Annotated in this window: 24 protein-coding genes and 1 tRNA gene; 8 read left to right on the top strand and 17 right to left on the bottom strand. The window is 72.8% G+C overall.

The genetic code is table 11. From position 1 onward, the window contains the following. Positions 1-16 precede the first annotated feature (16 nt). The 9 genes from rpmE to OG550_RS23725 all read right to left on the bottom strand — a co-directional run bounded on the left by rpmE (position 17) and on the right by OG550_RS23725 (position 12,124). Entirely contained in the window at positions 17-238 is a 222-nt protein-coding gene (gene rpmE / locus OG550_RS23765) for a 50S ribosomal protein L31 (protein WP_327680707.1), read from the bottom strand. Between the two features lie 160 nt (positions 239-398). Continuing rightward, positions 399-1,652, bottom strand: a complete 1,254-nt coding sequence (locus OG550_RS23760; RefSeq protein ID WP_327680706.1) for an LCP family protein — start codon at positions 1,650-1,652, stop codon at positions 399-401. Positions 1,653-1,824: 172 nt separating this feature from the next. Continuing rightward, positions 1,825-3,957, bottom strand: a complete 2,133-nt coding sequence (gene rho / locus OG550_RS23755) for a transcription termination factor Rho (protein ID WP_327680703.1) — start codon at positions 3,955-3,957, stop codon at positions 1,825-1,827. Positions 3,958-4,615: 658 nt separating this feature from the next. After that, complete coding sequence (gene thrB / locus OG550_RS23750) at positions 4,616-5,551, bottom strand: homoserine kinase (protein ID WP_327680701.1); 936 nt, start codon at positions 5,549-5,551, stop codon at positions 4,616-4,618. A gap of 379 nt (positions 5,552-5,930) precedes the next feature. After that, a complete protein-coding gene (gene thrC, locus OG550_RS23745; protein WP_327680699.1) occupies positions 5,931-7,028 on the bottom strand; it encodes a threonine synthase in 1,098 nt (365 codons plus the stop codon). A 9-nt stretch (positions 7,029-7,037) separates the two neighbouring features. Then, the gene (locus tag OG550_RS23740) at positions 7,038-8,330 is read right to left on the bottom strand and encodes a homoserine dehydrogenase (RefSeq protein WP_327680697.1); all 1,293 of its coding nucleotides are present in this window, start codon (positions 8,328-8,330) and stop codon (positions 7,038-7,040) included. Positions 8,331-8,468: 138 nt separating this feature from the next. Further along, positions 8,469-9,863 (bottom strand): diaminopimelate decarboxylase, encoded by a 1,395-nt coding sequence (gene lysA / locus OG550_RS23735; RefSeq protein ID WP_327680695.1) that lies wholly within the window; start codon positions 9,861-9,863, stop codon positions 8,469-8,471. Positions 9,864-9,951: 88 nt separating this feature from the next. Next, positions 9,952-11,613 carry an arginine--tRNA ligase gene (gene argS, locus OG550_RS23730; protein WP_327680693.1) on the bottom strand — a complete coding sequence of 554 codons (1,662 nt, stop codon included), beginning with the start codon at positions 11,611-11,613 and terminating at the stop codon, positions 9,952-9,954. A 73-nt stretch (positions 11,614-11,686) separates the two neighbouring features. After that, positions 11,687-12,124, bottom strand: coding sequence for a response regulator (locus OG550_RS23725; RefSeq protein ID WP_327680692.1), 438 nt, complete (start codon positions 12,122-12,124; stop codon positions 11,687-11,689). A 214-nt stretch (positions 12,125-12,338) separates the two neighbouring features. Here OG550_RS23725 and OG550_RS23720 point away from each other — a divergent pair. Both OG550_RS23720 and OG550_RS23715 read left to right on the top strand, forming a co-directional pair. Beyond that, a tRNA-Arg gene (locus OG550_RS23720) sits at positions 12,339-12,410 on the top strand. A gap of 96 nt (positions 12,411-12,506) precedes the next feature. Next, positions 12,507-12,695: a hypothetical protein gene (locus OG550_RS23715; protein ID WP_327680690.1), complete on the top strand. Its 189-nt coding sequence runs from the start codon at positions 12,507-12,509 to the stop codon at positions 12,693-12,695. A 73-nt stretch (positions 12,696-12,768) separates the two neighbouring features. Here OG550_RS23715 and OG550_RS23710 read toward each other — a convergent pair whose 3' ends face one another. Then, on the bottom strand, positions 12,769-13,215 hold the full coding sequence (locus OG550_RS23710; RefSeq protein ID WP_327680688.1) for a MarR family winged helix-turn-helix transcriptional regulator: 447 nt from the start codon (positions 13,213-13,215) through the stop codon (positions 12,769-12,771). A gap of 88 nt (positions 13,216-13,303) precedes the next feature. Between OG550_RS23710 and OG550_RS23705 the strand changes: the two genes are divergently transcribed. Beyond that, complete coding sequence (locus OG550_RS23705) at positions 13,304-14,995, top strand: FUSC family protein (protein WP_327680686.1); 1,692 nt, start codon at positions 13,304-13,306, stop codon at positions 14,993-14,995. Between the two features lie 376 nt (positions 14,996-15,371). On the opposite strand, the gene OG550_RS23700 is transcribed toward OG550_RS23705, so the two are convergent. From OG550_RS23700 to OG550_RS23685, 4 genes are read right to left on the bottom strand one after another with little or no spacing between them, the layout of a single operon-like run. Next, positions 15,372-15,641: a hypothetical protein gene (locus OG550_RS23700; RefSeq protein WP_327680684.1), complete on the bottom strand. Its 270-nt coding sequence runs from the start codon at positions 15,639-15,641 to the stop codon at positions 15,372-15,374. Continuing rightward, positions 15,638-15,856, bottom strand: coding sequence for a hypothetical protein (locus tag OG550_RS23695; protein WP_327680682.1), 219 nt, complete (start codon positions 15,854-15,856; stop codon positions 15,638-15,640). Before OG550_RS23695 ends, OG550_RS23700 begins: the two co-directional genes overlap by 4 nt. Next, positions 15,844-16,098, bottom strand: coding sequence for a hypothetical protein (locus tag OG550_RS23690; protein ID WP_327680680.1), 255 nt, complete (start codon positions 16,096-16,098; stop codon positions 15,844-15,846). The genes OG550_RS23695 and OG550_RS23690 overlap by 13 nt, the downstream gene beginning before the upstream one ends. Then, positions 16,095-16,463, bottom strand: a complete 369-nt coding sequence (locus OG550_RS23685) for an ATP-binding protein (protein ID WP_327680678.1) — start codon at positions 16,461-16,463, stop codon at positions 16,095-16,097. Before OG550_RS23685 ends, OG550_RS23690 begins: the two co-directional genes overlap by 4 nt. 290 nt (positions 16,464-16,753) lie before the next feature. Between OG550_RS23685 and OG550_RS23680 the strand changes: the two genes are divergently transcribed. The 5 genes from OG550_RS23680 to OG550_RS23660 all read left to right on the top strand — a co-directional run bounded on the left by OG550_RS23680 (position 16,754) and on the right by OG550_RS23660 (position 19,033). Next, a complete protein-coding gene (locus tag OG550_RS23680; protein WP_327680676.1) occupies positions 16,754-17,602 on the top strand; it encodes a helix-turn-helix domain-containing protein in 849 nt (282 codons plus the stop codon). 10 nt (positions 17,603-17,612) lie between these two features. Further along, on the top strand, positions 17,613-17,804 hold the full coding sequence (locus OG550_RS23675) for a DUF397 domain-containing protein (protein WP_327680674.1): 192 nt from the start codon (positions 17,613-17,615) through the stop codon (positions 17,802-17,804). 79 nt (positions 17,805-17,883) lie between these two features. Continuing rightward, positions 17,884-18,084: a DUF397 domain-containing protein gene (locus OG550_RS23670; protein WP_327680672.1), complete on the top strand. Its 201-nt coding sequence runs from the start codon at positions 17,884-17,886 to the stop codon at positions 18,082-18,084. A 237-nt stretch (positions 18,085-18,321) separates the two neighbouring features. After that, positions 18,322-18,543, top strand: coding sequence for a hypothetical protein (locus OG550_RS23665; RefSeq protein WP_327680670.1), 222 nt, complete (start codon positions 18,322-18,324; stop codon positions 18,541-18,543). Next, entirely contained in the window at positions 18,527-19,033 is a 507-nt protein-coding gene (locus OG550_RS23660) for a DUF6879 family protein (protein WP_442906065.1), read from the top strand. Before OG550_RS23665 ends, OG550_RS23660 begins: the two co-directional genes overlap by 17 nt. A gap of 221 nt (positions 19,034-19,254) precedes the next feature. Here the strand turns inward: OG550_RS23660 and OG550_RS23655 are convergent, their stop codons facing one another. Genes OG550_RS23655 through OG550_RS23645 form a run of 3 tightly spaced genes read right to left on the bottom strand, consistent with a single transcriptional unit; the run spans position 19,255 to position 22,546 of the window. Further along, positions 19,255-19,944 (bottom strand): alpha/beta hydrolase, encoded by a 690-nt coding sequence (locus OG550_RS23655; protein WP_327680668.1) that lies wholly within the window; start codon positions 19,942-19,944, stop codon positions 19,255-19,257. A gap of 14 nt (positions 19,945-19,958) precedes the next feature. Next, entirely contained in the window at positions 19,959-21,266 is a 1,308-nt protein-coding gene (locus OG550_RS23650; protein ID WP_327680666.1) for a beta-ketoacyl-[acyl-carrier-protein] synthase family protein, read from the bottom strand. Next, complete coding sequence (locus OG550_RS23645; RefSeq protein WP_327680664.1) at positions 21,263-22,546, bottom strand: beta-ketoacyl synthase N-terminal-like domain-containing protein; 1,284 nt, start codon at positions 22,544-22,546, stop codon at positions 21,263-21,265. Before OG550_RS23645 ends, OG550_RS23650 begins: the two co-directional genes overlap by 4 nt. Positions 22,547-22,554 lie beyond the last annotated feature (8 nt).

Genomic DNA, 22,554 nt, shown 5'->3' with positions numbered 1-22,554 from the left:
CGGCGCCGAGGGAGCGCTAGGCCTTCGCGCTGTGCTGCTTGCCGAAGCGGGCCTCGAAGCGGGCCACGCGGCCACCGGTGTCGAGGATCTTCTGCTTGCCGGTGTAGAACGGGTGGCACTGCGAGCAGACCTCGGCGCGGATCACGCCACTGGTCTCGGTCGAGCGGGTGGTGAACTCGGCGCCGCAGGTGCAGGTCACGTTGGTGACCACGTACTCGGGGTGAACGTTGGGCTTCAAGGGGATCTCCTAGTGCTCGGGAGGGCACCGGGTCGGCGGCTGGAATGCCGCACGTGAACCGGGACCGACGGACCAGTCTGCCAGGACCGGCCGCTTCTTCCCAAACCGGGGCGCGATCCGGGATATTCCGGGCCCGGGCCGGGGTGCCCGGCGGGCGGGCTCAGCGCCGGGCGGGAGGCGTCGCCGGGGCCGTCGCGGGAGCGCCCGCGCGAGGCGTCCCGGCGGCCCCGGCGTGCGCCTCGGGGGCACTGGCGGGGGCACTGGGGGTGGCCTTGGCGGGGGCACCGGGGGTGGTCTTGGCGGGGACGCCGGGGGCGACCCGGGCGGGGGCCCTGACCGGGGCCGTGGGGGCGGCCGTGGGGGTCGCCTGGGCGGGGTTCTCCGGCTGCGCCACGACCACCGCCGACGGCAGCGGCCGGTCGGCCTTCAGCGCCGCCCAGACCTGGTCCGCCTGCGGCTGCTGCTGGACCACCCGGTCCGGGTCGGTGGGCGCGGTCACCACCGGCAGGGTGACCATGGCGAGCTGGTCCGGCCCGATCCCCTTGAGCTCCTCGGCCAGCCCGACCAGCGAGTTGACCGAGGCGAGCCCGGAGTCGGTGGTGATGCTGCGGGTCAGGGTGTCGCCGGCCGACCAGAGCTTGGCCGGGTTGGCGAACAGCCCCGCCCCGCCGGCCTGCTTGAGCAGCGAGCGCACCATCTGCTTCTGCAGCTCGATCCGGCCGAGGTCGCTGCCGTCGCCGACCCCGTGCCGGGTGCGGACGAAGGCCAGGGCCTGCCGGCCGTCGAGGCGGTGCTCGCCGGGCTGGAGGTCCAGTCCGCTGTCCTTGTCGTGGATGGCCACCGTGGTGGTCACGGTGACCCCGCCTATCGCGTCGACGACCCGGGCGAAGCCCTCGAAGTCCACCTCGACGTAGTGGTCCATCCGCAGCCCGCTGAGCTGTTCCACGGTCTTGACCGCGCACGCCGCGCCGCCGGTCTCGTACGCGCTGTTGAACATCGCGCGCTTCGCGGCCGGGGTGACCCTCCCCGCGGCGTCGGTGCACTCGGGGCGCGGCACGAGGGTGTCGCGGGGGATCGAGACCACGTCGGCGCGCGAGTGGTCCTGGCTGACGTGCACGACCATCGCGGTGTCCGAGCGGGAGGTGCCGCCGGTGTCCCCGCCGGCCAGGTCGCCGTTGCCGCCGGCGCGCGAGTCCGAGCCCAGCACCAGCAGGTTGAACGAGCCGTCGGTGGCCGTCGGCGGCCGGGAGGTGCCGAGCCTGGCGTCGATGTCGACGCTCTTGATGTTCCCGTTCAGCCGGTAGTACGCGTAACCGGCCGCGCCGGCGCCGAGGACGACGAGGGCGGCCAGCGCGCACGCGGCCGCGCGCAGGATCCTGCGGCGGCGGCTGGTAACCCTCTTGTGCTCGGCCATACGATCCAGAATAAATCGGACAAGATGCTTCAAAGACCCCAAAGTGTCCCGACTCTGGAACAAACCTCCGGAACGGCCCTCCCCGCCAAACCTCGGAGGACCTCCGGGAACGACGAACCCCGGCCCGCTCGCGCGGGCCGGGGTTCCGTGTCGCCGAACCGTCTCGCGACGGTCAGTCGCCGGACCCGGGGGTCGTCTTGGCGATCTGCATCAGGAACTCGGCGTTGGACTTGGTCTGCTTCATCTTGTCCAGCAGCAGCTCGATCGCCTGCTGCGAGTCGAGCGCGTGCAGCACCCGGCGCAGCTTCCAGACGATCGCCAACTCCTCGCTGCCGAGCAGGATCTCCTCCTTGCGGGTGCTGGAGGCGTCCACGTCGACGGCCGGGAAGATGCGCTTGTCCGAGAGCTTCCGGTCGAGCTTGAGCTCCATGTTGCCGGTGCCCTTGAACTCCTCGAAGATCACCTCGTCCATCCGCGAGCCGGTCTCGACCAGCGCGGTGGCCAGGATGGTCAGCGAGCCGCCGTTCTCGATGTTGCGCGCGGCACCGAAGAACTTCTTCGGCGGGTACAGCGCGGTCGAGTCGACACCACCGGACAGGATGCGGCCGGAGGCCGGCGCCGCCAGGTTGTAGGCGCGGCCGAGGCGGGTGATCGAGTCCAGCAGGATCACCACGTCGTGGCCCAGCTCCACCAGGCGCTTGGCGCGCTCGATGGCCAGCTCCGCGACGGTGGTGTGGTCCTCCGCCGGGCGGTCGAAGGTCGAGGAGATGACCTCGCCCTTCACCGACCGCTGCATGTCGGTGACCTCCTCCGGACGCTCGTCGACCAGGACGACCATCAGGTGGCACTCGGGGTTGTTGTGGGTGATCGCGTTGGCGACCGCCTGCAGCACCATGGTCTTGCCGGTCTTCGGCGGCGCGACGATCAGACCGCGCTGGCCCTTGCCGATCGGCGACACCAGGTCGATGATCCGGGTGGTCAGCACGCCCGGGTCGGTCTCCAGGCGCAGCCGCTCCTGCGGGTACAGCGGGGTCAGCTTGTTGAACTCGGGACGGCCGCGGCCGCTCTCCGGGTCCATGCCGTTGACGGAGTCCAGCCGCACCATGGCGTTGAACTTCTCGCGGCGCTCGCCGTCGCGGGGCTGGCGCACCGCACCGGTGATGGCGTCACCCTTGCGCAGGCCGTTCTTGCGGACCTGGGCGAGCGAGACGTAGACGTCGTTCTGGCCCGGCAGGTAGCCGGAGGTCCGGACGAACGCGTAGTTGTCGAGGATGTCGAGGATGCCCGCGACCGGGATCAGGACGTCGTCCTCGCCGACCTGCGGCTCGGCCACGCCGGCCTCGAAGCCCTCGCGGCGGCCACGGCCCCGGCGGTCGCGGTAACGGCCGCGGCGGCCGCGCCGTCCGTCGCCGAACTCGTCGTCGTCGAAGCCGCCCTGCGGCTGCTGCGCCTGCGGCTGGGCCTGCTGGCCGCCGCCCTGGCGGCTCTGCTGGCCCTCGCCCTGGGCACCCTGCTGCTGGGTCTGGCGCTCGGTGCGCTCGGTGCGCTCCGGGCGGTCGGTGCGGTCCCGGCGGTTGCGGCGGTCGCGGCGCGACTCGCGGCTGTCGCCGTCCTGGCCGGCCTGGGCCTCGCCGGACTCCTGGCGGCCCTCGCGCTCGCCGCCCTCGCGGCCGCCGCGGCGGTCCCGGCGGTCGCGGCGGGTCTCGCTGCGGCCCTCCTCGCGGTTGTCGAAGGCGCGGGCGCCCTCGGGGCGGGCCTCGGCCTGCTTGGCCTCGGTCACCACGGCTGCGGGCGCCTCGGTGGTCTCGGCGACCGGGGCGCCGGCGGCCGAGGTGGCCCGGCGGCGGGTCCGCTCGGCCCGGGCGGGCGCGGCGGCGGTCTCGGCGGCGGCCTGGACCGGGATCTCGATCTGGGCCTGCGCCTCGGCGGCGGGGGCGTCGGCCTCGGCCGCGGCGGCGGCAGCGGCGGCCTTGGTACGGCGGGCGGGCTTCTCGGCCGGCTCCGCGGTCTCGGCCTTCGCGGCGCGCTTGGCGGCCGGAGCGGCCGCCGGCGCGGACGCGGCACCGGCGAGCAGCGGGTCGCCGCCGCTCTTCTCCTTGATGGTCTCGATCAGCTGGCTCTTGCGCATGCGCCCGGTACCGGTGATGCCCAGGTCCGCGGCGAGCTTCTGCAGCTCGGCCAGGACCATGCCGTCCAGCCCCGCGGCGGCGGTACGACGGCGCCGCGCCGGGGCCGCGGGGGCGGCGGCTGCGTCCGACGCCTCGGCGTCCGGGCGTGCGCCCATCAGATCGGTGGTGTCGCTCACTAAGGGTCCTTCCCTGGAGCGGACGTCGGCCTGTCTGGCTCGGCGACCGGTTGTGCTGTCCTGACCGACGCTCGTCTGCGTCGGTCCGAGGCGGTGATCCCCCGGATGGCGGTGTGCCGGTCGGGGGAGAGCTGCGAGGTGCGGTGCGTGAAGCACGGTGGTGCTGAGTGGTGTGGTGGAACGGTCGGTTCGCCGACCCGCCCCCGGCCTTCGGCAGGGTGGTACCGCCACCCCGGCCTTCGGTCGGGAGATACCCCCACCCCGGCCTCGGCCGGGAGGTATCCCCACGCTGCCTGCGAATCCCGGGCCCCCGTCGCGTGACGGTGGCCCGCGCTCCGCCCGTCCTGGCCTCAAGGGGGAGGCTGCGGGTGGGAGTCAGGTGCCGTCACGGCTTCGGGATGCGGCCGCAAGTCGCGCAGGCAGGCTGCGTACGCGCTGCGGTGGGCTCCCGGAGAATCGTCGCCCCGTATATCGCCGGGACTCCGCTGGTGCGGAGTGCTGGGATCGGGACGCGGCGCACCTAGCCCCGGAGGGCACCTGGTGCAGCAATGAGGTTAACACTACCGACCCCCTCAGACATTCCCCAGCCTTGCGCTTGCCAATCGTGTCCGGACGGCCCGACCCCGGCGCACCGGCGCGGGCCGCTCCGGACGGGTGCTCAGACGTCGAGCGGGAGCACCGTGGCGCCGGTCCGGTCGAGCTCCAGCCGGTGCGCGGCGAACACCGGGCCGCCGGCGCCGTGGTCCTCGGCGAACGACAGCACCTTCTGCACGCCCGCCTCGTCGGTGAGCGCGAGGACGGTCGGGCCGGCGCCGGAGATGACCGCCGGGACGCCCTCCGCACGGAGCGCGCCCACCAGCGCGGCGCTGTCCGGCATCGCGGAGGCCCGGTAGTCCTGGTGGAGCCGGTCCTCGGTGGCGGCGAGCAGCAGCTCGGGCCGCCGGGTCAGGGCCTCGACCAGCAGCGCGGCACGGCCCGCGTTGACGGCGGCGTCGGCCAGCGGGACGGTCCTCGGCAGGAGGCCGCGGGCGGTCTCGGTGAGCACCTCGGTGGCCGGTACGAAGACCACCGGGACGACCTGGCCGGAGGGCTCCAGGGCGACCGCGCGGGCGGTGTCCTCCTCGGTCCAGGCGACCGTGAAGTTGCCGCGCAGACAGGCCGCGACGTTGTCCGGGTGGCCCTCCAGCTCGGAGGCGAGGGCCAGCAGGGCGTCGTCGTCCAGGGCGGACGGGCCGCCGATGGTCACGGCGCGGGCGGCCACGATGCCGGCGCAGATCGCGGCCGACGAGGAGCCCAGGCCGCGGCCGTGCGGTATGCGGTTGGCGCAGACCACTTCGAGGCCGCGCGGCTGGCCGCCGAGGCGGTCGAAGGCGGCGCGCATCGAGCGGACCACCAGGTGGCGCTCGTCGCGGGCCAGGCTGTCGGCACCCTCACCGGCGATGTCGACGGAGAGCCCGGAGTCGGAGACCCGGACGACCACGTCGTCGTACAGACCCAGCGCGAGTCCGAAGGCGTCGAAGCCGGGGCCGAGGTTGGCACTGGTCGCGGGGACCCGGACCCGGACGGCGGCGGCACGGAACGCAGGACCGGCCATGCGGTGGACTCTCCTGGGGAAATCGGGCGGCGCGAAGCGCGTCGGTGCGAGGGTGGGAGGGGGCTGCGGGCCCCGGCCGGGGCGGTCGGTCACAGTCGGTGGTGCGGCCCGAAGTGGGGCCGGACCCGGGGGCATGTGCCACACGGCCGAACCCAGAGTATCGAAGAGAGGTTCCACAGCGGTACACCCCGTGGGCCTTCGGTCTGGTGTGTTGCCGGTTCTGGCCGGAATTCATGCCGGATTCGGATCGGAATGCGCCGCTGAATTGACACAAAAGTGTCACTCGGGAACGACGGCGGGCCGACCCCCGAAAGGGTCGGCCCGGTGTGCGATCGGCCCCGGCCGGAGGGGCGGCCCGCCCCTCCGGCCGGGGCCGGGATCAGTCCAGCAGCCCGAGGCGCTGCGCGGCCGTCTCCGGGTCGATCGGGACCACCTGCGGCTGCGGCGCGCCGGCCACCGCCCAGTCCGGGTCCTTGAGGCCGTTGCCGGTCACGGTGCAGACGATCCGCTGGCCCGGGTCGACCAGGCCGGCCTCCGCCTTCGCCAGCAGGCCGGCCACCGAGGCGGCCGAGGCGGGCTCCACGAAGACGCCCTCCTGGGACGCCAGCAGCCGGTAGGCGGACAGGATCTGACGGTCGGTCACCTTGTCGATCAGGCCGCCCGACTCGTCCCGCGCGGCGAGCGCGTAGTCCCAGGAGGCCGGGTTGCCGATCCGGATCGCGGTGGCGATGGTCTGCGGCTTGAGCACCGGCGCGCCGTCCACGATCGGGGCCGAGCCGGAGGCCTGGAAGCCCCACATCCGCGGGGTGCGGGCGGCCAGGCCGTCCGCCGCGTACTCGCGGTAGCCCTTCCAGTACGCGGTGATGTTGCCCGCGTTGCCGACCGGCAGGACGTGGATGTCCGGCGCGTCGCCGAGCATGTCGACGATCTCGAAGGCGGCGGTCTTCTGGCCCTCGATGCGAACCGGGTTCACCGAGTTGACCAGGGCAACCGGGTACTTCTCGGACAGTTCACGCGCAAGGGTGAGGCAGTCGTCGAAGTTCCCGTCCACCTGAAGGATCTTGGCGCCGTGCACCAGCGCCTGGCCCATCTTGCCGAGGGCGATCTTGCCCTGCGGGACCAGCACCGCCGACACCATCCCGGCCCGCACCGCGTACGCGGCGGCGGAGGCCGAGGTGTTGCCGGTGGAGGCGCAGATGACGGCCTGGGCGCCGTCCTCCTTCGCCTTGGAGATGGCCATCGTCATACCGCGGTCCTTGAAGGACCCGGTCGGGTTGGCGCCCTCGACCTTGAGGTAGACCTCGCAGCCGGTGCGCTCGGAGAGCACCTGGGCGGGGACCAGCGGGGTTCCGCCCTCCAGCAGGGTGACCACGGGGGTCGCCTCGCTGACCGGCAGACGGTCCCGGTACTCCTCGATCAGGCCTCGCCACTGGTGGGTGTGGGTACCTCTGGCCGCGTTCTCGGCAACGCCGCTCATCATCTGTTCCTACTCCCCTTCGACCCGCATGATGCTGGCCACGTCGCGCACGCTGTCCAGTGCGCGGAGCTTGTCCACCGTCGCCGACAGGGCGGCGTCGGTGGCGCGGTGGGTGACCACGACGAGCGACGCGTCGCCGTCGCGGCCCTGCTGGCGCACGGTGTCGATGGAGACCCCGTGCTCGGCGAAGACGGACGCGACCTGGGCGAGCACGCCCGCGCGGTCGTCCACGTCCAGGCTGACGTGGTAGCGGGTGATCACCTCGTCCATCGGCTTCGCCGGCAGCTGCGTGTACACCGAGTCGCCGGGGCCGGTGGCGCCGGCGAGCTTGTTGCGACAGACCGCGACCAGGTCGCCGAGGACCGCCGAGGCGGTCGGCGCGCCGCCCGCGCCCGGGCCGTAGAACATCAGCCGCCCGGCCGCCTCGGCCTCGACGAACACCGCGTTGTACGCCTCGCGGACGGAGGCCAGCGGGTGCGACAGCGGGATCATCGCCGGGTGGACGCGCGCGGTGACCGACTCGCCGTCGGCCGCCCGCTCGCAGATCGCCAGCAGCTTGACCACGCAGCCCATCTGCTTGGCGGAGGCGATGTCGGCGGCGGTCACCTCGGTCAGGCCCTCGCGGTAGACGTCCGCCGCGGTCACCTTGGTGTGGAAGGCGATGCCGGCCAGGATCGCGGCCTTCGCGGCGGCGTCGAAGCCCTCCACGTCGGCGGTCGGGTCGGCCTCGGCGTAACCGAGCGCGGTGGCCTCCTCCAGCGCCTCCGAGTAGCCGGCGCCGGTGGTGTCCATCTTGTCGAGGATGAAGTTGGTGGTGCCGTTGACGATGCCCAGCACCCGGTTCACCCGGTCACCGGCCAGCGACTCGCGCAGCGGGCGGATCAGCGGGATCGCCCCGGCCACCGCGGCCTCGTAGTAGAGGTCCACGCCGGCCTCGGCGGCCGCCGCGTGCAGTTCGGTGCCGTCCTTGGCGAGCAGCGCCTTGTTGGCGCTGACCACCGAGGCGCCCTTCCGGAACGCCGACAGGATGAGGTGTTTGGACGGCTCGATGCCGCCCACCACCTCGATCACCACGTCGATGTCGCCCCGGTTGACCAGGGACTCGGCATCGGTGGTGATCAGGTGCTCGGGCACGCCCGGCCGGGGGCGACCGGCCCGGCGGACCGCGACACCGACGAGCTCGACCGGCGCGCCGATGCGCGCGGCGAGGTCGGCGGCGTCTGTCGTCATGATGCGCGCCACCTCGGAGCCCACCACACCACAGCCCAGCAACGCCACCTTCAGCGGCCGCGTACGCATCATCCGACTCCGCTCTGCATTCATCGTGCTTCGGTAATTCCGGCGGGCTTCCACGAGCCCGCCGGAGCTTCGGTCCCTACCAGTCTCCGGGACTTCCCGTACGGATCTACGGTCGTTCCATGATCTGAGACGAGGATTTCGTCATCCGATATCGAGACGCAGGAGATCCTCCTCCGTCTCGCGCCGGACGATCACCCGGGCCGCACCGTCCTTGACGGCCAGCACCGGGGGCTTCAGGGCGTGGTTGTAGTTGCTCGCCATCGAACGGCAGTAGGCGCCGGTGGCGGGCACCGCGATCAGGTCGCCCGGGGTCAGGTCGGCCGGCAGGAAGGCGTCCCGGACGACGATGTCGCCCGACTCGCAGTGCTTGCCGACCACCCGGACCAGCATCGGCTCCGCGTCGCTGGTGCGCGACACCAGGGCCACCGAGTACTCGGCGTCGTACAGCGCGGTGCGGATGTTGTCGGACATGCCGCCGTCCACGCTGACGTACGTCCGCAGGCCCTCCAGCGGCTTGACGGTCCCCACCTCGTACAGCGTGAAGGCGGTCGGGCCGACGATCGCCCGGCCTGGCTCGACCGACAGCCGGGGCACCCGCAGACCGGAGGCGACGCACTCGCGGCGGACGATGTCGGCCAGCGCGGTCGCGATCTCGGCCGCCTCGCGCGGGTCGTCGTCGCTGGTGTAGGCGATGCCGAGGCCGCCGCCGAGGTCGATCTCGGGCAGCTCGACCCCGTGCTCGTCGCGGATCTCCGCCAGCAGGCCGACCACCCGGCGGGCGGCCACCTCGAAGCCGGCGGTGTCGAAGATCTGCGAGCCGATGTGCGAGTGGATGCCGCGCAGCTCCAGGGCCGCGCCGTGGGCGAGGACCCGGCGGACCGCCTCGGCGGCCGCGCCGCCGTTCAGCGAGAGGCCGAACTTCTGGTCCTCGTGCGCGGTGGCGATGAACTCGTGGGTGTGCGCCTCGACGCCGACGGTGACCCGGATCAGGACCTGCTGGCGCACGCCCTGGCGGGCGGCGATCGCGGCGAGGCGCTCGATCTCCTCGTAGGAGTCGACTACGACGTGGCCGACGCCCGCCTTCACGGCCTGCTCCAGCTCGTGGACGGACTTGTTGTTGCCGTGCAGCGCGATCCGCTCGGCCGGCATCCCGGCGGCCAGCGCCACCGCCAGCTCGCCCGGGCTGCAGACGTCGAGGTTCAGCCCCTCCTCGTGCAGCCAGCGCACGACCGCCTTGGAGAGGAACGCCTTGCCGGCGTAGTAGACGTCCGCGTCGCCGCCGAAGGCGTCCCGCCAGGCACCGGCCCGGGCGCGGAAGTCCGCCTCGTCCATGACGTAGACGGGGGTGCCGTACTCGGCGGCGATCCGGTTCACGTCGAGGCCGCCGACGGTGACGACGCCGTCGGCGCCGCGGGCCACCGTCTGTGACCAGACCTTGGGGTCGAGCGCGTTCAGGTCGGCCGGCGGGGCCTGGTAGTGGCCCTCGGGGAGCACGTCGCCGTGGCGGGGACCTGCGGGGTGTGCGGAGCGACTCATCGGTGTCTCTCGTCCTTGACCTATGGCGAGGGGCGGCGACGGTCCCCGTTGACCGTCCGCCGCCCCCGCTGTGCGCTTGGGGGTGGTGCTACATCCGCTCGGGCGCCGTCACGCCCAGGAGCGTGAGGCCGTTGGCCATGACCGTGCGTGTGGCCTCGACCAGCCAGAGCCGGGCCCGGTGCGTGTCGTTGAGCTCCTCGTCGCCCTTGGGCAGGAACATGCAGTTCTCGTACAGGCGGTGGTACTTGCCCGCGAGGACCTCCAGGTAGCGCGCGACCCGGTGCGGCTCGCGCAGCTCGCCGGCCGTGGCCAGGACCTTCGGGAACTCGCCGAGGACGCCGAGGATGTCGTTCTCCCACTGGGTGGCGAGCAGCTCGGGTTTGAAGTCGGCGGCCGCGCCCTTGTCGACACCGAGCTCGGCGGCCTTGCGCGCGACGCCGCACATCCGGGTGTGGGCGTACTGGACGTAGTAGACCGGGTTCTCGTTGGTCTGGCTGGTCAGCACGTTGATGTCGAGCGTGATGGTGGAGTCGGTGGGGGTGCGGCCCAGGGTGTAGCGGGCGGCGTCCACGCCGATCCAGTCGACGACGTCGTCGATCGTGATGATGTTGCCGGCCCGCTTGGACATGCGGACCTCTTCGCCGTCGCGAATCATCTTCACGAACTGGCCGATCTTGACCTCGATGTTGCGGTCCATGTCGTCGCCCGCGCAGGCGGCGATGGCCCGGAGGCGGTTCACGTAGCCGTGGTGGTCCGCGCCCAGCATGTAGACCGAGACCTCGGAGCCGCGGTCCCGCTTCGAGAGGTAGTAGGCGGCGTCGGCGGCGAAGTAGGTGGTCTCGCCGTCGGCCTTGACCAGGACGCGGTCCTTGTCGTCGCCGAAGTCGGTGGTGCGCAGCCAGATCGCGCCGTCCTGCTCGAAGACGTGGCCCTGCTCGCGCAGCCGGTCGATGGCCTGCTCGATGGCGCCGGAGTCGTGCAGCGACTTCTCCGAGAACCAGACGTCGAAGTGGGTGCCGAACTCCTCCATCGAGCGCTGGATCTCGGCGACCATGAGCTTGAGGCCCTCGGTGCGGAAGAGCTGCAGCTGCTCGTCCTCGGGCAGGTCGAGCACGCCGGGCACGGCGTCGGTGATCGCCTTGGCGATGTCCGCGATGTACTCGCCGACGTAGCCGTCCTCCGGGACGGGCTTGCCGTTGGCCGAGGCCTGGAGCGACTTGGCGAACTTGGAGATCTGCACGCCTGCGTCGTTGAGGTAGTACTCGGTGGTGACGTCGGCACCGGTCGCGCGCAGCACCCGGGCGAGCGAGTCGCCGACGGCGGCCCAGCGGACGCCGCCGATGTGGATCGGGCCGGTCGGGTTGGCGGAGACGAACTCCAGGTTGATCTTCAGACCCTTGTGGGCGTCGTTGTGCCCGAACGTGGCACCGGCCTCGACGATGGTGCGGGCCAGCTCGCCCTGGGTGGCGGCGTCGAAGGTGATGTTCAGGAAGCCGGGCCCGGCGATGTCGACCTTGGCGACCCCGGGCAGCTCTCGCAGGCGGGCGGCCACCAGGTCGGCCACGGCTCGCGGCGGCTTGCCGGCCGACTTCGCGAGCTGGAGGGCCACGTTCGTCGCGTAGTCGCCGTGGTCCCTGTTCTTGGGTCGCTCGACCGTCACGTGCTCGGGCACGGCGACGGCCAGCTCGCCCGCCTCGACGGCGGCGCTCACTGCGGCCTGGACTGCCTGGGAAAGCTCTGCGGGGGTCACGACGCCAAGCGTAGGCGAGGTGGGGTGGGCGCCCGCCACTCGGTTTGCCGGTTGAGACGTCCGGGAGCCGTGCTCAGCCGCGATCGATCCCATCTGTTCGCTGAGAGCGAAACCCGTCCGCCTCCCCGTCGTCGCGGACCGGCACCATCAGCCGCCGCACCAGCGCCACCAGGTCCGCCGGGTCGAAGGGCTTGCCCAGGTAGCCGTCCACCCCGACCGACTCCCCCAGGTCCAGGTCGGCCGGCGTGCAGGCGCTCACGATCGCGATCGGCAGCCGCCGCGTCCCCGGCGCCGCCCGGAGCCGGGCCGCCGTCCGCAGGCCGTCCAGCCTCGGCATCACCACGTCCAGCGTCACCACGTCGGGCTTCACCCGGCGGACCACCTCCAGGCACTCGGCACCGTCGGCGGCGGTCACCACCTCGAAGCCCTCAAGCTCCAGGTTGACCCTGATCAGCTGACGGATCACCTCGCTGTCGTCCACCACGAGGACCCGCCCGGACACTCCCGACACCTCACCGAGGGTATCGGCGGGCCCGCCGCCCCGTCCGGCCTTTCCGCACTTCCGCTCCGGTCGGGTGGCGGCCCGTCCGCCGGAGGGCTGCCGGGCCTCCCCCGGCGGCCGTCCGACCGCCCGTCCGACCTCCCGCAAAACCCGTGCACGGAGCACGCCCGGAGCCTGGTAATGTTCTCCACGTCGAAGCGAACGCGACGACGACACCAAGCAGGCCCCCGTAGCTCAGGGGATAGAGCACCGCCCTCCGGAGGCGGGTGCGCAGGTTCGAATCCTGCCGGGGGCACTTCGCAAGAAGTGCTGAACAGGCCCAGGCCAGCGGTAAGTTACCGCGGGACTGGGCCTGATTCGTTTTCAGGGCGCGTGACGGGGCGGGGACTTCATGGGCAGGCGCCGCTACGTGGCCAGGGGCGTGCCGGGCGGCTACCGGATCTGGGACGGCAAAGTGCAGCGCTGGTGGGGCGACCACTACGAGCTCTGCCCGGACGACCTGCTCACCGAGCTGAACGGCGCCGCGGACCCGGCCCGGCTCACCGCCCTGCTCAAGCGGTACCGGGCCCTGCGGCGATAGCTCTCCCGGTAGGGGGCGGGCCGGCTCCGGGTGCGCGGTCAGGTCCGGTCGGATCGGGTCCGGCCGGGTCCGGTCAGGCGTGTCGGTCGGGGGTGTCGGCCAGGCGGTCCATCAGGCGGGCCGCGAGGCGGAGCACCTCGCGCTCCGTCTCGGAGAGCGCGTCCAGCGCCTCCGCCAGCCAGGCGTCCCGCCCGGCCATGTCACGGGCCAGCGCGGTGCCGCCGTCCGCGGTGAGGTGGAGGACGGACTGCCGGCGGTCCCGCTCGTCCGGCACCCGACGGAGCAGGCCGTCCCGCTCCAGTTCGGCGAACACCCGGGTCAGCGACTGCGGCTGCTGGTGGTCGGCGGCGGCCAGCGCCCCCGGGGACATCGGACCGTGCCGGAGCAGGTGCCCGAGCACGCTCAGCTTGTTGAGGCTGAGGCCCTCCCCCGCGCGCTCGGCCCGCAGTCGGCGGGCCAGCCGGACGGTGCCCTGGCGGATCTCCGCCGCCTCCGGAAGCCATGGCTGCTCGATCTCCATATTGCTACGCTAACACTTACCGTTTGCTTGGCAGAACTCCGGCACTTCCTCGGTCAGCGTGAGCAGGCAAGGGAGAAATCCGTACGTGATGAGTAGGTCTTTCTCCTGGCTCCGCCGGGCCGTGCGCTTCGACCCCGGGCTCCTGCTGCTCCGCGGGACCGCCGTCACCACGGCCGCCATGCTGGCCGCGTACGGCTCTGCGCTGCTGGTCGAGCACCTCGCGCACCTGCGGGTCGACGTGGTCGTCCAGGCCGTCGTGCTGGCCGCCACCGCCGCGCGGGTCCAGCTCACCGCCGACCGGTACGACCGGCTGCTCGGACTCGCCGTCCTCCCCGCGGCCGCCGCGGGCGCCGCCGAGGTCGGGCGGCTGATGACCCTCCACCCGAACGTCGCCGACGCCCTCTTCACCCTCGGGATGGCCCTGCCGGTCTGGGTGCGCCGGTTCGGCCCCCGGGCGGCCCGGGCCGGCGGACTGCTGGCGCTGCCGCTGGTGGCGCTGCTGGTCATGCCGCCGGACGCCGGACCGCTCCCCGGCCACGACCACACCCTGTGGGTCGCACTGATCGCCGTCGTCTCCGGCGCCTGGGTGGCCCTGGCCCAGGCCGCCGCGGTACGGACCGGGCTGATCCCGGCACCGGTGCGGGCTCCCGCGCCCGCGCCGGAGGCCCCCGACCCGGCACCAGCACCGGCACCGGCGACGGCTGCGGAACCGGAGGCCCGGCGGCGGCCGCTCGTCCACACCCGGATGGCCCTCCAGATGGCGGGCGCGGTCGGCGGGGCCTTCCTCGCCGGACGCGCCGTCTGGCCGGACCACTGGGCCTGGGTGGTGCTCACCGCGTTCATCGTCTGCAGCGGCGCCCGCGGCCGGGGCGACGTCCTGTTCAAGGGCCTGCTGCGGGCACTCGGCGCGGCCGCGGGCACGATCGTCGCGACCGCCGTCGCGGGCGCCTTCGGACCGCACGAGGACGCCGCCGTCGTCCTGATCTTCGCGGTGCTCGCACTCGCGACCTGGCTGCGCGAACTCAGCTACGCCTACTGGGCCGGGTGCGTCACCGCCGTGCTCTCCCTGCTGTACGGCTGGTTCGGGCAGAGCTCGGACGACCTGTTGCGCACCCGGCTCGCGGCGATCGGCCTCGGCGCGGCCGTCGGCATCGCGGCCGCCTGGCTGATCCTCCCCGTCCGGACCAGGGACGTGCTGCGTCGGCGCACCGCCGACACGCTGGCCGCGCTGAACGAGCTGCTGGGCCTCCCCGACCCTGACCGGCGGGCCCTGCTGCGCGGCCGGGCCCGGTTCGCGTACGGCGCCGCGCAGCTCGGGCTGCTGGCCCGGCCGCTGCGGGCCGAACGGCGCGCGCTCGGAGTGGCCGGGCGGCTGCCCGGCCGGGCTCCGTCCACCCGGCCGTGCCGAGCCGATGTCGTGGACGCCGTCACCGCCTGCGAGGCCCCGCTGGGTGTGCTGGTGGACGGAGCCGTGGCCGACCCCGCGCTCTGGACCGACCCCCGGGTGACCCGGCTCAACCGGGCGGTGGCCGCGAACAGCGCGGCCGTCCGCCGCGCGATCGGCGGGCGGCCGGGGCCCGCGTACCAGGGGGTCCGGGCACGGATCCCCAAGCAGTCGGGAGCCGGGCCGAGCGGGCCGCCGGAGCAGCTGCGGATGCTGGCAGCGCTGCTGGCCGTGGACGACGCGCTCGGGATGATGGCCGCGGTGTTCGGCGACCCGCCACCGGCCCCGCCCTCGGACGGGGGCGGCGGGGATGGGGGCGGGTCGGGGTCCTCCTAGCGCTCGGCAGCACGGCGGAGGCGTTCGGGGCGACCCACCGCCGGTCCCGCCCGGCGGTGGGGACGGGTTGGGGCCGCCAGCGCTCCACCCTGTTGATGCCGCCGGGGATACCGACCACACCGCTCACCGTCGGCAACGCGCCCAGCGCCCAGGCCGCGGTGCTCGGCGACCCACCGCCGCTCCCGCCCGGCGCCGGGGACGGCTACGGCTACGGGACTTCCGGCTGCTCCGCCCAGCCGGAGCAGCCGGGGATGCCTACGGTGCTGCTCACCGTCGGCGGCCTGCCACCCGTCCTGCCCGACCCCGGAAGCCGCGACGAGCCCTTCAAGCACTCCACCCCGCCGGAGGACTCCGACGGGGCGAGGAGGGGTGCGGGTCAGTGGGGTATGCGGTGGCGGCCGTGGGGTCGGCGGTTGTCGGGGGTGGGGTTGGTTTCGGGGCTGAAGTGGCCGGCCTGGCGGGCGATCCAGGTGTATTCGGTGGTGCCGTCGGGGAGGTGGCGCAGTTCCCAGCGGCCGTGGCGGGTGATGGGGGGCGGGGGCGGGGTGTCGCCGATGCGCAGGCTGGTGACGACGCCGATGGCGACGGTGGTGAGGGCGAGGGCGAGGAGGACGGCGAAGGCGGTGCCGATGAGGTAGTCGGTCATCGGAGGTATCCGAGGTGGTTGGCGAGGTCTTCGAGGAGGTCGCGGGCCTGGGTGCGGGTGAGGGGGATGGCGAGGTGGTCGCCGGGGGCGGCGTTGACGGCGAGGTCGACGGGGAAGCGGAGCTGGAGGTCGGCGTCGGGGGCGGTCTCGACGGTGAGGTGGGGGACGGTGGTGCGCTCGGTGTGGGGGCGGGGGATGGGGATCACGACTCCCACGGCCGGTTTCCTCCTTCCCGCAGGAGGTTCAGGAGGTTGAGGACGGTCGCGACCGGGGCGTTGCCGAAGTCGACGAGGATGCGGCCGTCGACGGTGCCGGGGAGGGTGGCGGCGGATCCCCACTGGATGCCGAACGGGCGGCCCGCTTCGTGGAGTTCGCGCAGCAGGGCGGTGACCTGGGGGTCGGTGTAGGTGCGGATGACGGGGTCGTCGGGGGCGATGGGGGTGTCGTCGTGGTTCACGCGGCGGCGTCCAGCTCGAACCAGACGCGCTTGCCGTTCTTGGCGGGGTCGGCACCGAAGCGGTGGGTGAGCGAGCGGACGAGGTGCAGCCCGCGCCCCGACACCTCGTACGGGTCGGCGGAGATCCGGGGCTCCGGCAGCGTCGGGCTGTCGTCGGCGACGGAGACGCGGACGGTGCGGGTGGGCAGGAGGACGACCACGACGGTCGGCGCCTGGCAGCCGGCGTGGCGCCAGGCGTTGACGTACAGCTCGTGGAGGGCGAGCTCGGCGTCGGAGATGAGGTCGTCGGGCCAGGCGGCGAGGGCGAGCGCGGCACGCAGCTCCTCGCGGGCGGCCGACCAGTCGGGCGGGTTACAGGCACGCATGAGAAACCTCCGAGTGAGGTCGTGCGAGAGGGAAGGAGATCACCGGCGGAACGTCACCGTGAGCCAGGCCAGGCCGAAGCCGGTTGCTCTGCGGTGCAAAAGGGCAGCAGGCGCCTACTGCCTCGGAAGCTGGCGTTACTGACGCACCATCGGTGAGTCGATGAGATGACGCTACAGCAGCCGAATCACCTGTGATACACATTCGGGCTAGGTTCACCCTTGGGTGTGCAGGTGGACCCGCCTGCGGGCCGCACTGCACACTTGGATCACCCAAGGCAAGGAAGGAACCCATGCCGCCCCGACGCAACCCAACCCTCCGTCAGCGCCGCATCGGTGCCGAGCTGCGGAGAATGCGTGAGGCTGCCGGACTCACCGCACCGCAACTCTGCACGGCGCTGGGGATCGACAGGACTCAGGTCAGCCAGATGGAGTCCGGAAAAGTCGGCGTGAGTCCCGAGCGGTTGAAGTCGTTCGCCGCCGCCTGCAAGTGCATGAATGGGCCTCTTGTCGACGCGCTTGAGGACATGCTCCAAGACCGGTCGAGAGGCTGGTGGGAGGAGTACCGGGGGACGATCCCGGACGGCTTCCTCGAAAACGCCGAACTGGAGAAGAGTTCGCGCGAGCTCATGATCTGGGTCCTCACCCACATCCCCGGACCATGCCAAACCATCAGCTACGCGTCTGCGGTCTTCGGCCGCTTGATTCCGCCTCTGCCGCGACATGAACTGGAGGCCCGCACGGCCTTCAGAGTGCAACGCAAGAACGACCTCCGGCGAGACCGGAAGCCCCTGACCGCCTTCATCTACGAGTCGGCACTGTGGACGAGGTTCGGCGGCTCCCCGGTCCTGAAGGAGCAGCTTCAGTCGCTCCTTGAGGACTCCGAGCAACCGTGGATGACGATCAGAGTGGTGCCGTTCGATGTCAGCACGTTTCCTGGAGCGGTCGAAAACCTCACCTACGCGTTCGGCGCCATACCAGAGCTGGACACCGTCGAGCTTGAGTCGTCCCGAGGCTCCATCTACCTCGATGCTGTGAGCGAACTGACAAGCTACCGAACGATCTTCAGTCGCACCGAGGAGTCAGCACTGAGCGAGAATGACTCGCGCGAGCTGATCCACAAGATTGCACGAACCCTGTGAGAGGCCCAGGATGCCTGATAACAACTGGCAGAAGTCATCGTTCAGCGGTTCAGGTGGTGACTGCGTCGAGGTGCGCACTGTGAATGGGCTGGTCGAACTCCGTGAGTCCGACGAGGGGGACGTCATCCTCCGCACCACCCCCGCCGCCTTCGCCGACCTCCTCCGCACCATCAAGGCCGGCGAACTCGACCACCGCGCCTGACCCATGTGGCGCCTCGCTCGAACCGAGCGAGGCGCCACAACAGCAACCACCCACCCCGCCCAAGTCGCGGAGACAACCCATGGTCACCACTGACTGGCAGAGGTCCAGCTACTCCGGCGCCAATGACACGTGCGTGGAGGTCCGGCTGCTGAACGGCCTGGTCGAACTCCGGGAATCCGATGACAGCGACGTCATCCTCCGCACCACCCCCGCCGCCTTCGCCGACCTCCTCCGCACCATCAAGTCCGGCGAACTCGACCACCTCGGCAGCAGCACCTAACGGGTCGTTCCGGCGGCCCCTCGCGCCCGCGAGGGGCCGCCGGGGGTGAGCACGTGACCACCAGCGCCTCTCCCCGCGCAGGAAGTCGGCCGGTCCGACTTCCTGCGCGGGAAGAGAGAGCAGGTCCGTCCTCCCCCACCCGTGCAAGTTCGCGCAAGTCCGAGGCGTAGGAACTGCCCGGTGCTGCATGCTTCTTCGCAGCGATCCGCTTCGGCTACGAGCGAGAGGGAAGCCGGCATGGCGCTGCACAAGCTCGGCAAGGACCCCGAGTCCCCGAACGGGCACTCCCCCACGGTCTACCTGGATGACGAGACCGGCAACTACCTCCTCCAGGGCTGGAAGGTACTGGACACCGAACGGCTGGCCCAGCTGGACCTCCCGGAGCACGAGACCGTGATCGAGTTCCCCCACCGGATGCTTCGGTTCTTCCCGGAGGTGAACGGTGGCAGCTCTGTTTGAACGACTGTTCCAAGCGACGGAGCGTTCGGCGGTGCACCTTGAGATGCGTGACGCCTACATGCTCGACGACCCGTCGTACATCGCCTGGCAGGACGGCCGGATCGTGCTCGACGGCGCTGACGAGGTGAACTGGCGGGGACTGGTCCGCGCCGCGACCGACCGGGGTGTGGCGGTACGCCGAGCCCGCATCGTGTCGGAGCCGCTGAGCGACTACACCCGCTTCGAACACGCCATCACCGAGGAGCACAACATCACAGCGGGCGAGCAGGTCCGTTGGCTGCCCCGGCGGAGCGCGACCGATCTGGCCCTGCCCGGCAACGACTTCTGGCTCTTCGACGACAGCGTCCTGCTGGTCAACCACTTCAGCGGAAGCGGCGACTGGACGGACTCCGAGCTCGTCACCGATCAACCCACGATCAAGCTGTGCGCCACGGCGTTCGAAGCCGTCTGGGACCGTGCCGTCCGTCATGAGGACTACCAGCCCGACTGATGTCCTCGCCCCACTCCTCCGTACAACGTGCCGAGAAGGCCCATGGCCCCCTTACGCGGGCGGCCGTCCGGTCCCGGGACGTGCGGGCGTCCTCGGCACGTGACCACCAGCACCACCCCCCGCGCAGGAAGTCGGACCGGCCGACTTCCTGCGCGAGGGCGCGCTGCGGGGCCGGGCTTCGAGAGGGGTCTCGAAGCCCGGCCCCCGTTCGGATCGGCCGGTCAGCCCCCGGCGGGGGCGAGGACCCGGTCCAGGAAGGCCGGCAGCCCGCGCTTCACGCCGCCGAACGCCTCGTGGCCGGCCCGGTAGCGCTGCCAGCGCACCGGGTGCCCCCAGTCCGCCAGCACGTCCCGCACCTTCTGCCCGCTCTGCTCCGGGATGATCCAGTCGAACGCACCGTGGCCGATCCAGACCGGCAGGTCCGCCGCGACGGCCGACCTGCGCGAGGCCAGCAGCGGGATCGCCTCGTCCGGGAGGAACGGCGCGTACAGCGCCAGCCCGGCCAGCCGCTGCGGGTACCGCAGCGCCAGCACCAGCGCCATCAGCGCCCCCTGCGAGAACCCGGCGATCACCGTCCGCCCGGCTCCCACCCGCGCGGTCTCCTCGTCCAGCACGGCACGCAGCCGCCGCTCGATGGCGAGCACGCTGGGCAGCGACGCCGGGCCGGGGTTCTCCAGGGCGAAGACGTCCTGTTCGAACCAGGCCCGCACCGGGTCGCCGGAGACCCGGCCGATCGGCCGCAGCGGCGCCTGCGGGAAGACCCCGCGGACGCCCGCCCGGGCCAGCCCCATCCGGTCGGAGACCTCGACCAGGCTCTCCGGGCCCTGACCGAGGCCGTGCAGCCAGAGGACGGTGGCGCGGTGCCCGCCGACCGGTTCGACCACGTCGACCGGCAGCTCGGCGGTGCCCACGGACTTCCCCCCGCTCACCGGACCGGGGCCTGACGGGGCTGCGCCGGGCGCTTGAACACCATGGACGCGTACTGCCCGCCGAAGCCGAAGGAGTTCTTCAGCACCGTGGAGACCGGGCGCTCCACCGGCGTGAGCGAGGTCTTCACCGCGCAGGCCGGGTCCGGTTCGGTGGTGGTCACCACCGGCGGGATGACGCCCCGGCCGAGGGTGAGCGCCGCCGCCACCGTCTCCACCACCCCGGACGCGGCCGAGCCGTGCCCGGTGAGCGACTTCACCGCGCAGACGTCGAGTTCCGCCGTCCGCTCCCCGAACACCCGGTGCAGGGCCCGGGCCTCGGTGATGTCGTTGAGCTTGGTGGAGGTGCCGTGCGCGTTGACGGTGTCGATGTCGTCCGGGGTGAGCCCGGAGCCGGCGATCGCGGTGCGCATCACCCGCTCGACCATGCCGACCTGCGGCGCGGTGATGTGGGTGGTGTCCACCGCCAGGCCCCAGCCGCCGACCACGGCGTGCGCCGACGCTCCGCGCCGGGCGGCGTGGCCCGCGGTCTCCAGCACCAGCGCCCCGGCCGACTCGTTGATCACCATGCCGGAGCGGCGCCGGTCGAACGGCATCGACGAGTGGGCCGGATCGCCCTTCCAGCGGGACAGCGCCATCAGCTGCCCGTACTGGGAGAGCACGTACTGGGTGTTGCGGGAGACCGAGACCGCGACCACGGCGACCTCCACCCGCCCGAGGCGCAGCAGCCGGACCGCCTCGGCGATCGAGCGCAGGCCGCCGGAACAGGTGGCCTCCACCCGGGAGGCGATCAGCGGTACGCCGAGGCGTCCGGCCAGTTCGACCGGGAAGGCCGAGTGGTCCGAGGCCTCCGCCGACAGCCGACGGCTCCGCAGGCTCTCCAGCACGGCCGCCGGGTCGTTGCCGATCCGCCGGTAGCGCTGGCCGAGCTCGCGGAAGTGGACCGCGTAGTCCTGCGGGAAGGAGCCGCTCGGCCCCGGCCAGACCCGGGACCAGACCAGTCCGGCGACGTCGCCGCCGACCGGGCCGGTGATGCCCGCGTCGGTGAGCGCCTGGTCCACGACGCAGTGCAGCAGGGTGTCCCCCCAGGTGCGGTCCGGGTCGCCCCAGCGTTCGGACACCTCCTTCCTGATGTCCTCGGGGATGAGGCCGGCCGCCCAGCCGCAGGGCAGCCCGCTGAGGTCCATCCGGTCCTCGGCGACCACGCCCGACCGGCCGGCCAGGTTGGCCTCCCAGAAGTCCTCCACGGTCGCGCCGATCGGCGTGACCACGCCCATGCCGGTGATCAGGATGTCGTCGTCCGTCACAGCTCCTCCTCCCGCCGTGCGTGGTGGTCGCGCGGGTCACCGGTGACACCGCCGAGCACCAGGGCGCCTGCCGAGGCGGTGCCCCGGCCGTGGTCGATCCCGGTGACCAGGGCGGTGCCCAGGCCCGGTACCGGCCGGGCCGCCCCGGTCACGGTGTCCGGGCCGCCGAGCCGGGGGTCGGGGCGCCGCAGCAGACCGACCGGCGGCAGCTGGCCGCGGCGCAGCGACTCGACCGCGAGGGCGGTGTCGATCAGCGCCGAGCACTCCAGGGCGAGGCCCAGGGTGCCCTTGCTGCTGGTCACGGGCACCGCGCCGACCTGGGGCAGGACGGCCGAGCACTCCTCCCGGTCGGCGGCCGGCGAACCCGAGCCGTGCGCCCACCAGAGGTCCGGCCGGCCGCCGGCCCGGCGGAGCGCCGCCCGCACCGCCAGGCCGGTCGCGCTCGCCCGGTCGGCGGCGACCACCGTCTCGCAGGCGAGCAGCCGGGCCAGTGCCCGGGGTGCCGGGGCGTCCGCCGGGGCGGCCCGCTCCAGCAGGACGGCTGCGGCGCCCTGGCCGAGCAGCGGCCCGGCCCGTTCCTCGTCGAACGGGCCGCGCCCCGGGGCGGCCTCGGTGCCGATCGGCTCGTCCCGGTCGAAGGACGCAAGTGCGGAGACCGAGGACGGCGGGGCCACCCCGACCACCAGCACCCGGTCCAGTTCGCCGCTCTCCAGCAGCCGCAGCGCGAGCGCCAGCGCGCCCAGGCCGCCGGCCGCCACCTCGCCGTAGGCGGCGACGTTGGAGCCCCGGAAGCCCGTCGTCATACAGACGAACTGGCCGAGCTGGGAGGGGATGCCGCGGATGTAGGAGTAGTCCGGCACCTCCTCGTAGAGCAGGGTGGCGAGCGGGCGCGGGTCGTCCAGGGCCATCCCGGCGAGCCGGGGCATCACGTCGCCCAGCTCGTCGCCGGTGCTGCCGACGGCCATCACGGTGCCGCCGCGTTCCGGGTCGCCCCAGCCGGGGCCGTCCGGGGCGTCCGGGTCGCGGCCGGCCTGCCGCAGCGCGAGCCTGGCCGCCTCGACCGCCCAGTAGGCGGCCAGGTTGGCGTACTTGCGGTTGTCGATCCAGGGCTTGCCGGGCGGCCACTGCACGGAGCCGCGGTCGACCGCGGCCACCGGCCAGGGCAGCGGCCCGGCCGGGTCGAAGAACGACCGGCCGGCGGCCATCGCGGACCAGAGCGGTTCGGTGCCAAGACCGGCCGGGGAGACCACCCCGGTGCCGGTCACGATCACGTCGGACATGGCGCGGT

This window comes from Kitasatospora sp. NBC_00458 (assembly GCF_036013975.1).
GTDB lineage: Bacteria > Actinomycetota > Actinomycetes > Streptomycetales > Streptomycetaceae > Kitasatospora.
This window is presented reverse-complemented; position numbering and strand designations above follow the sequence as displayed.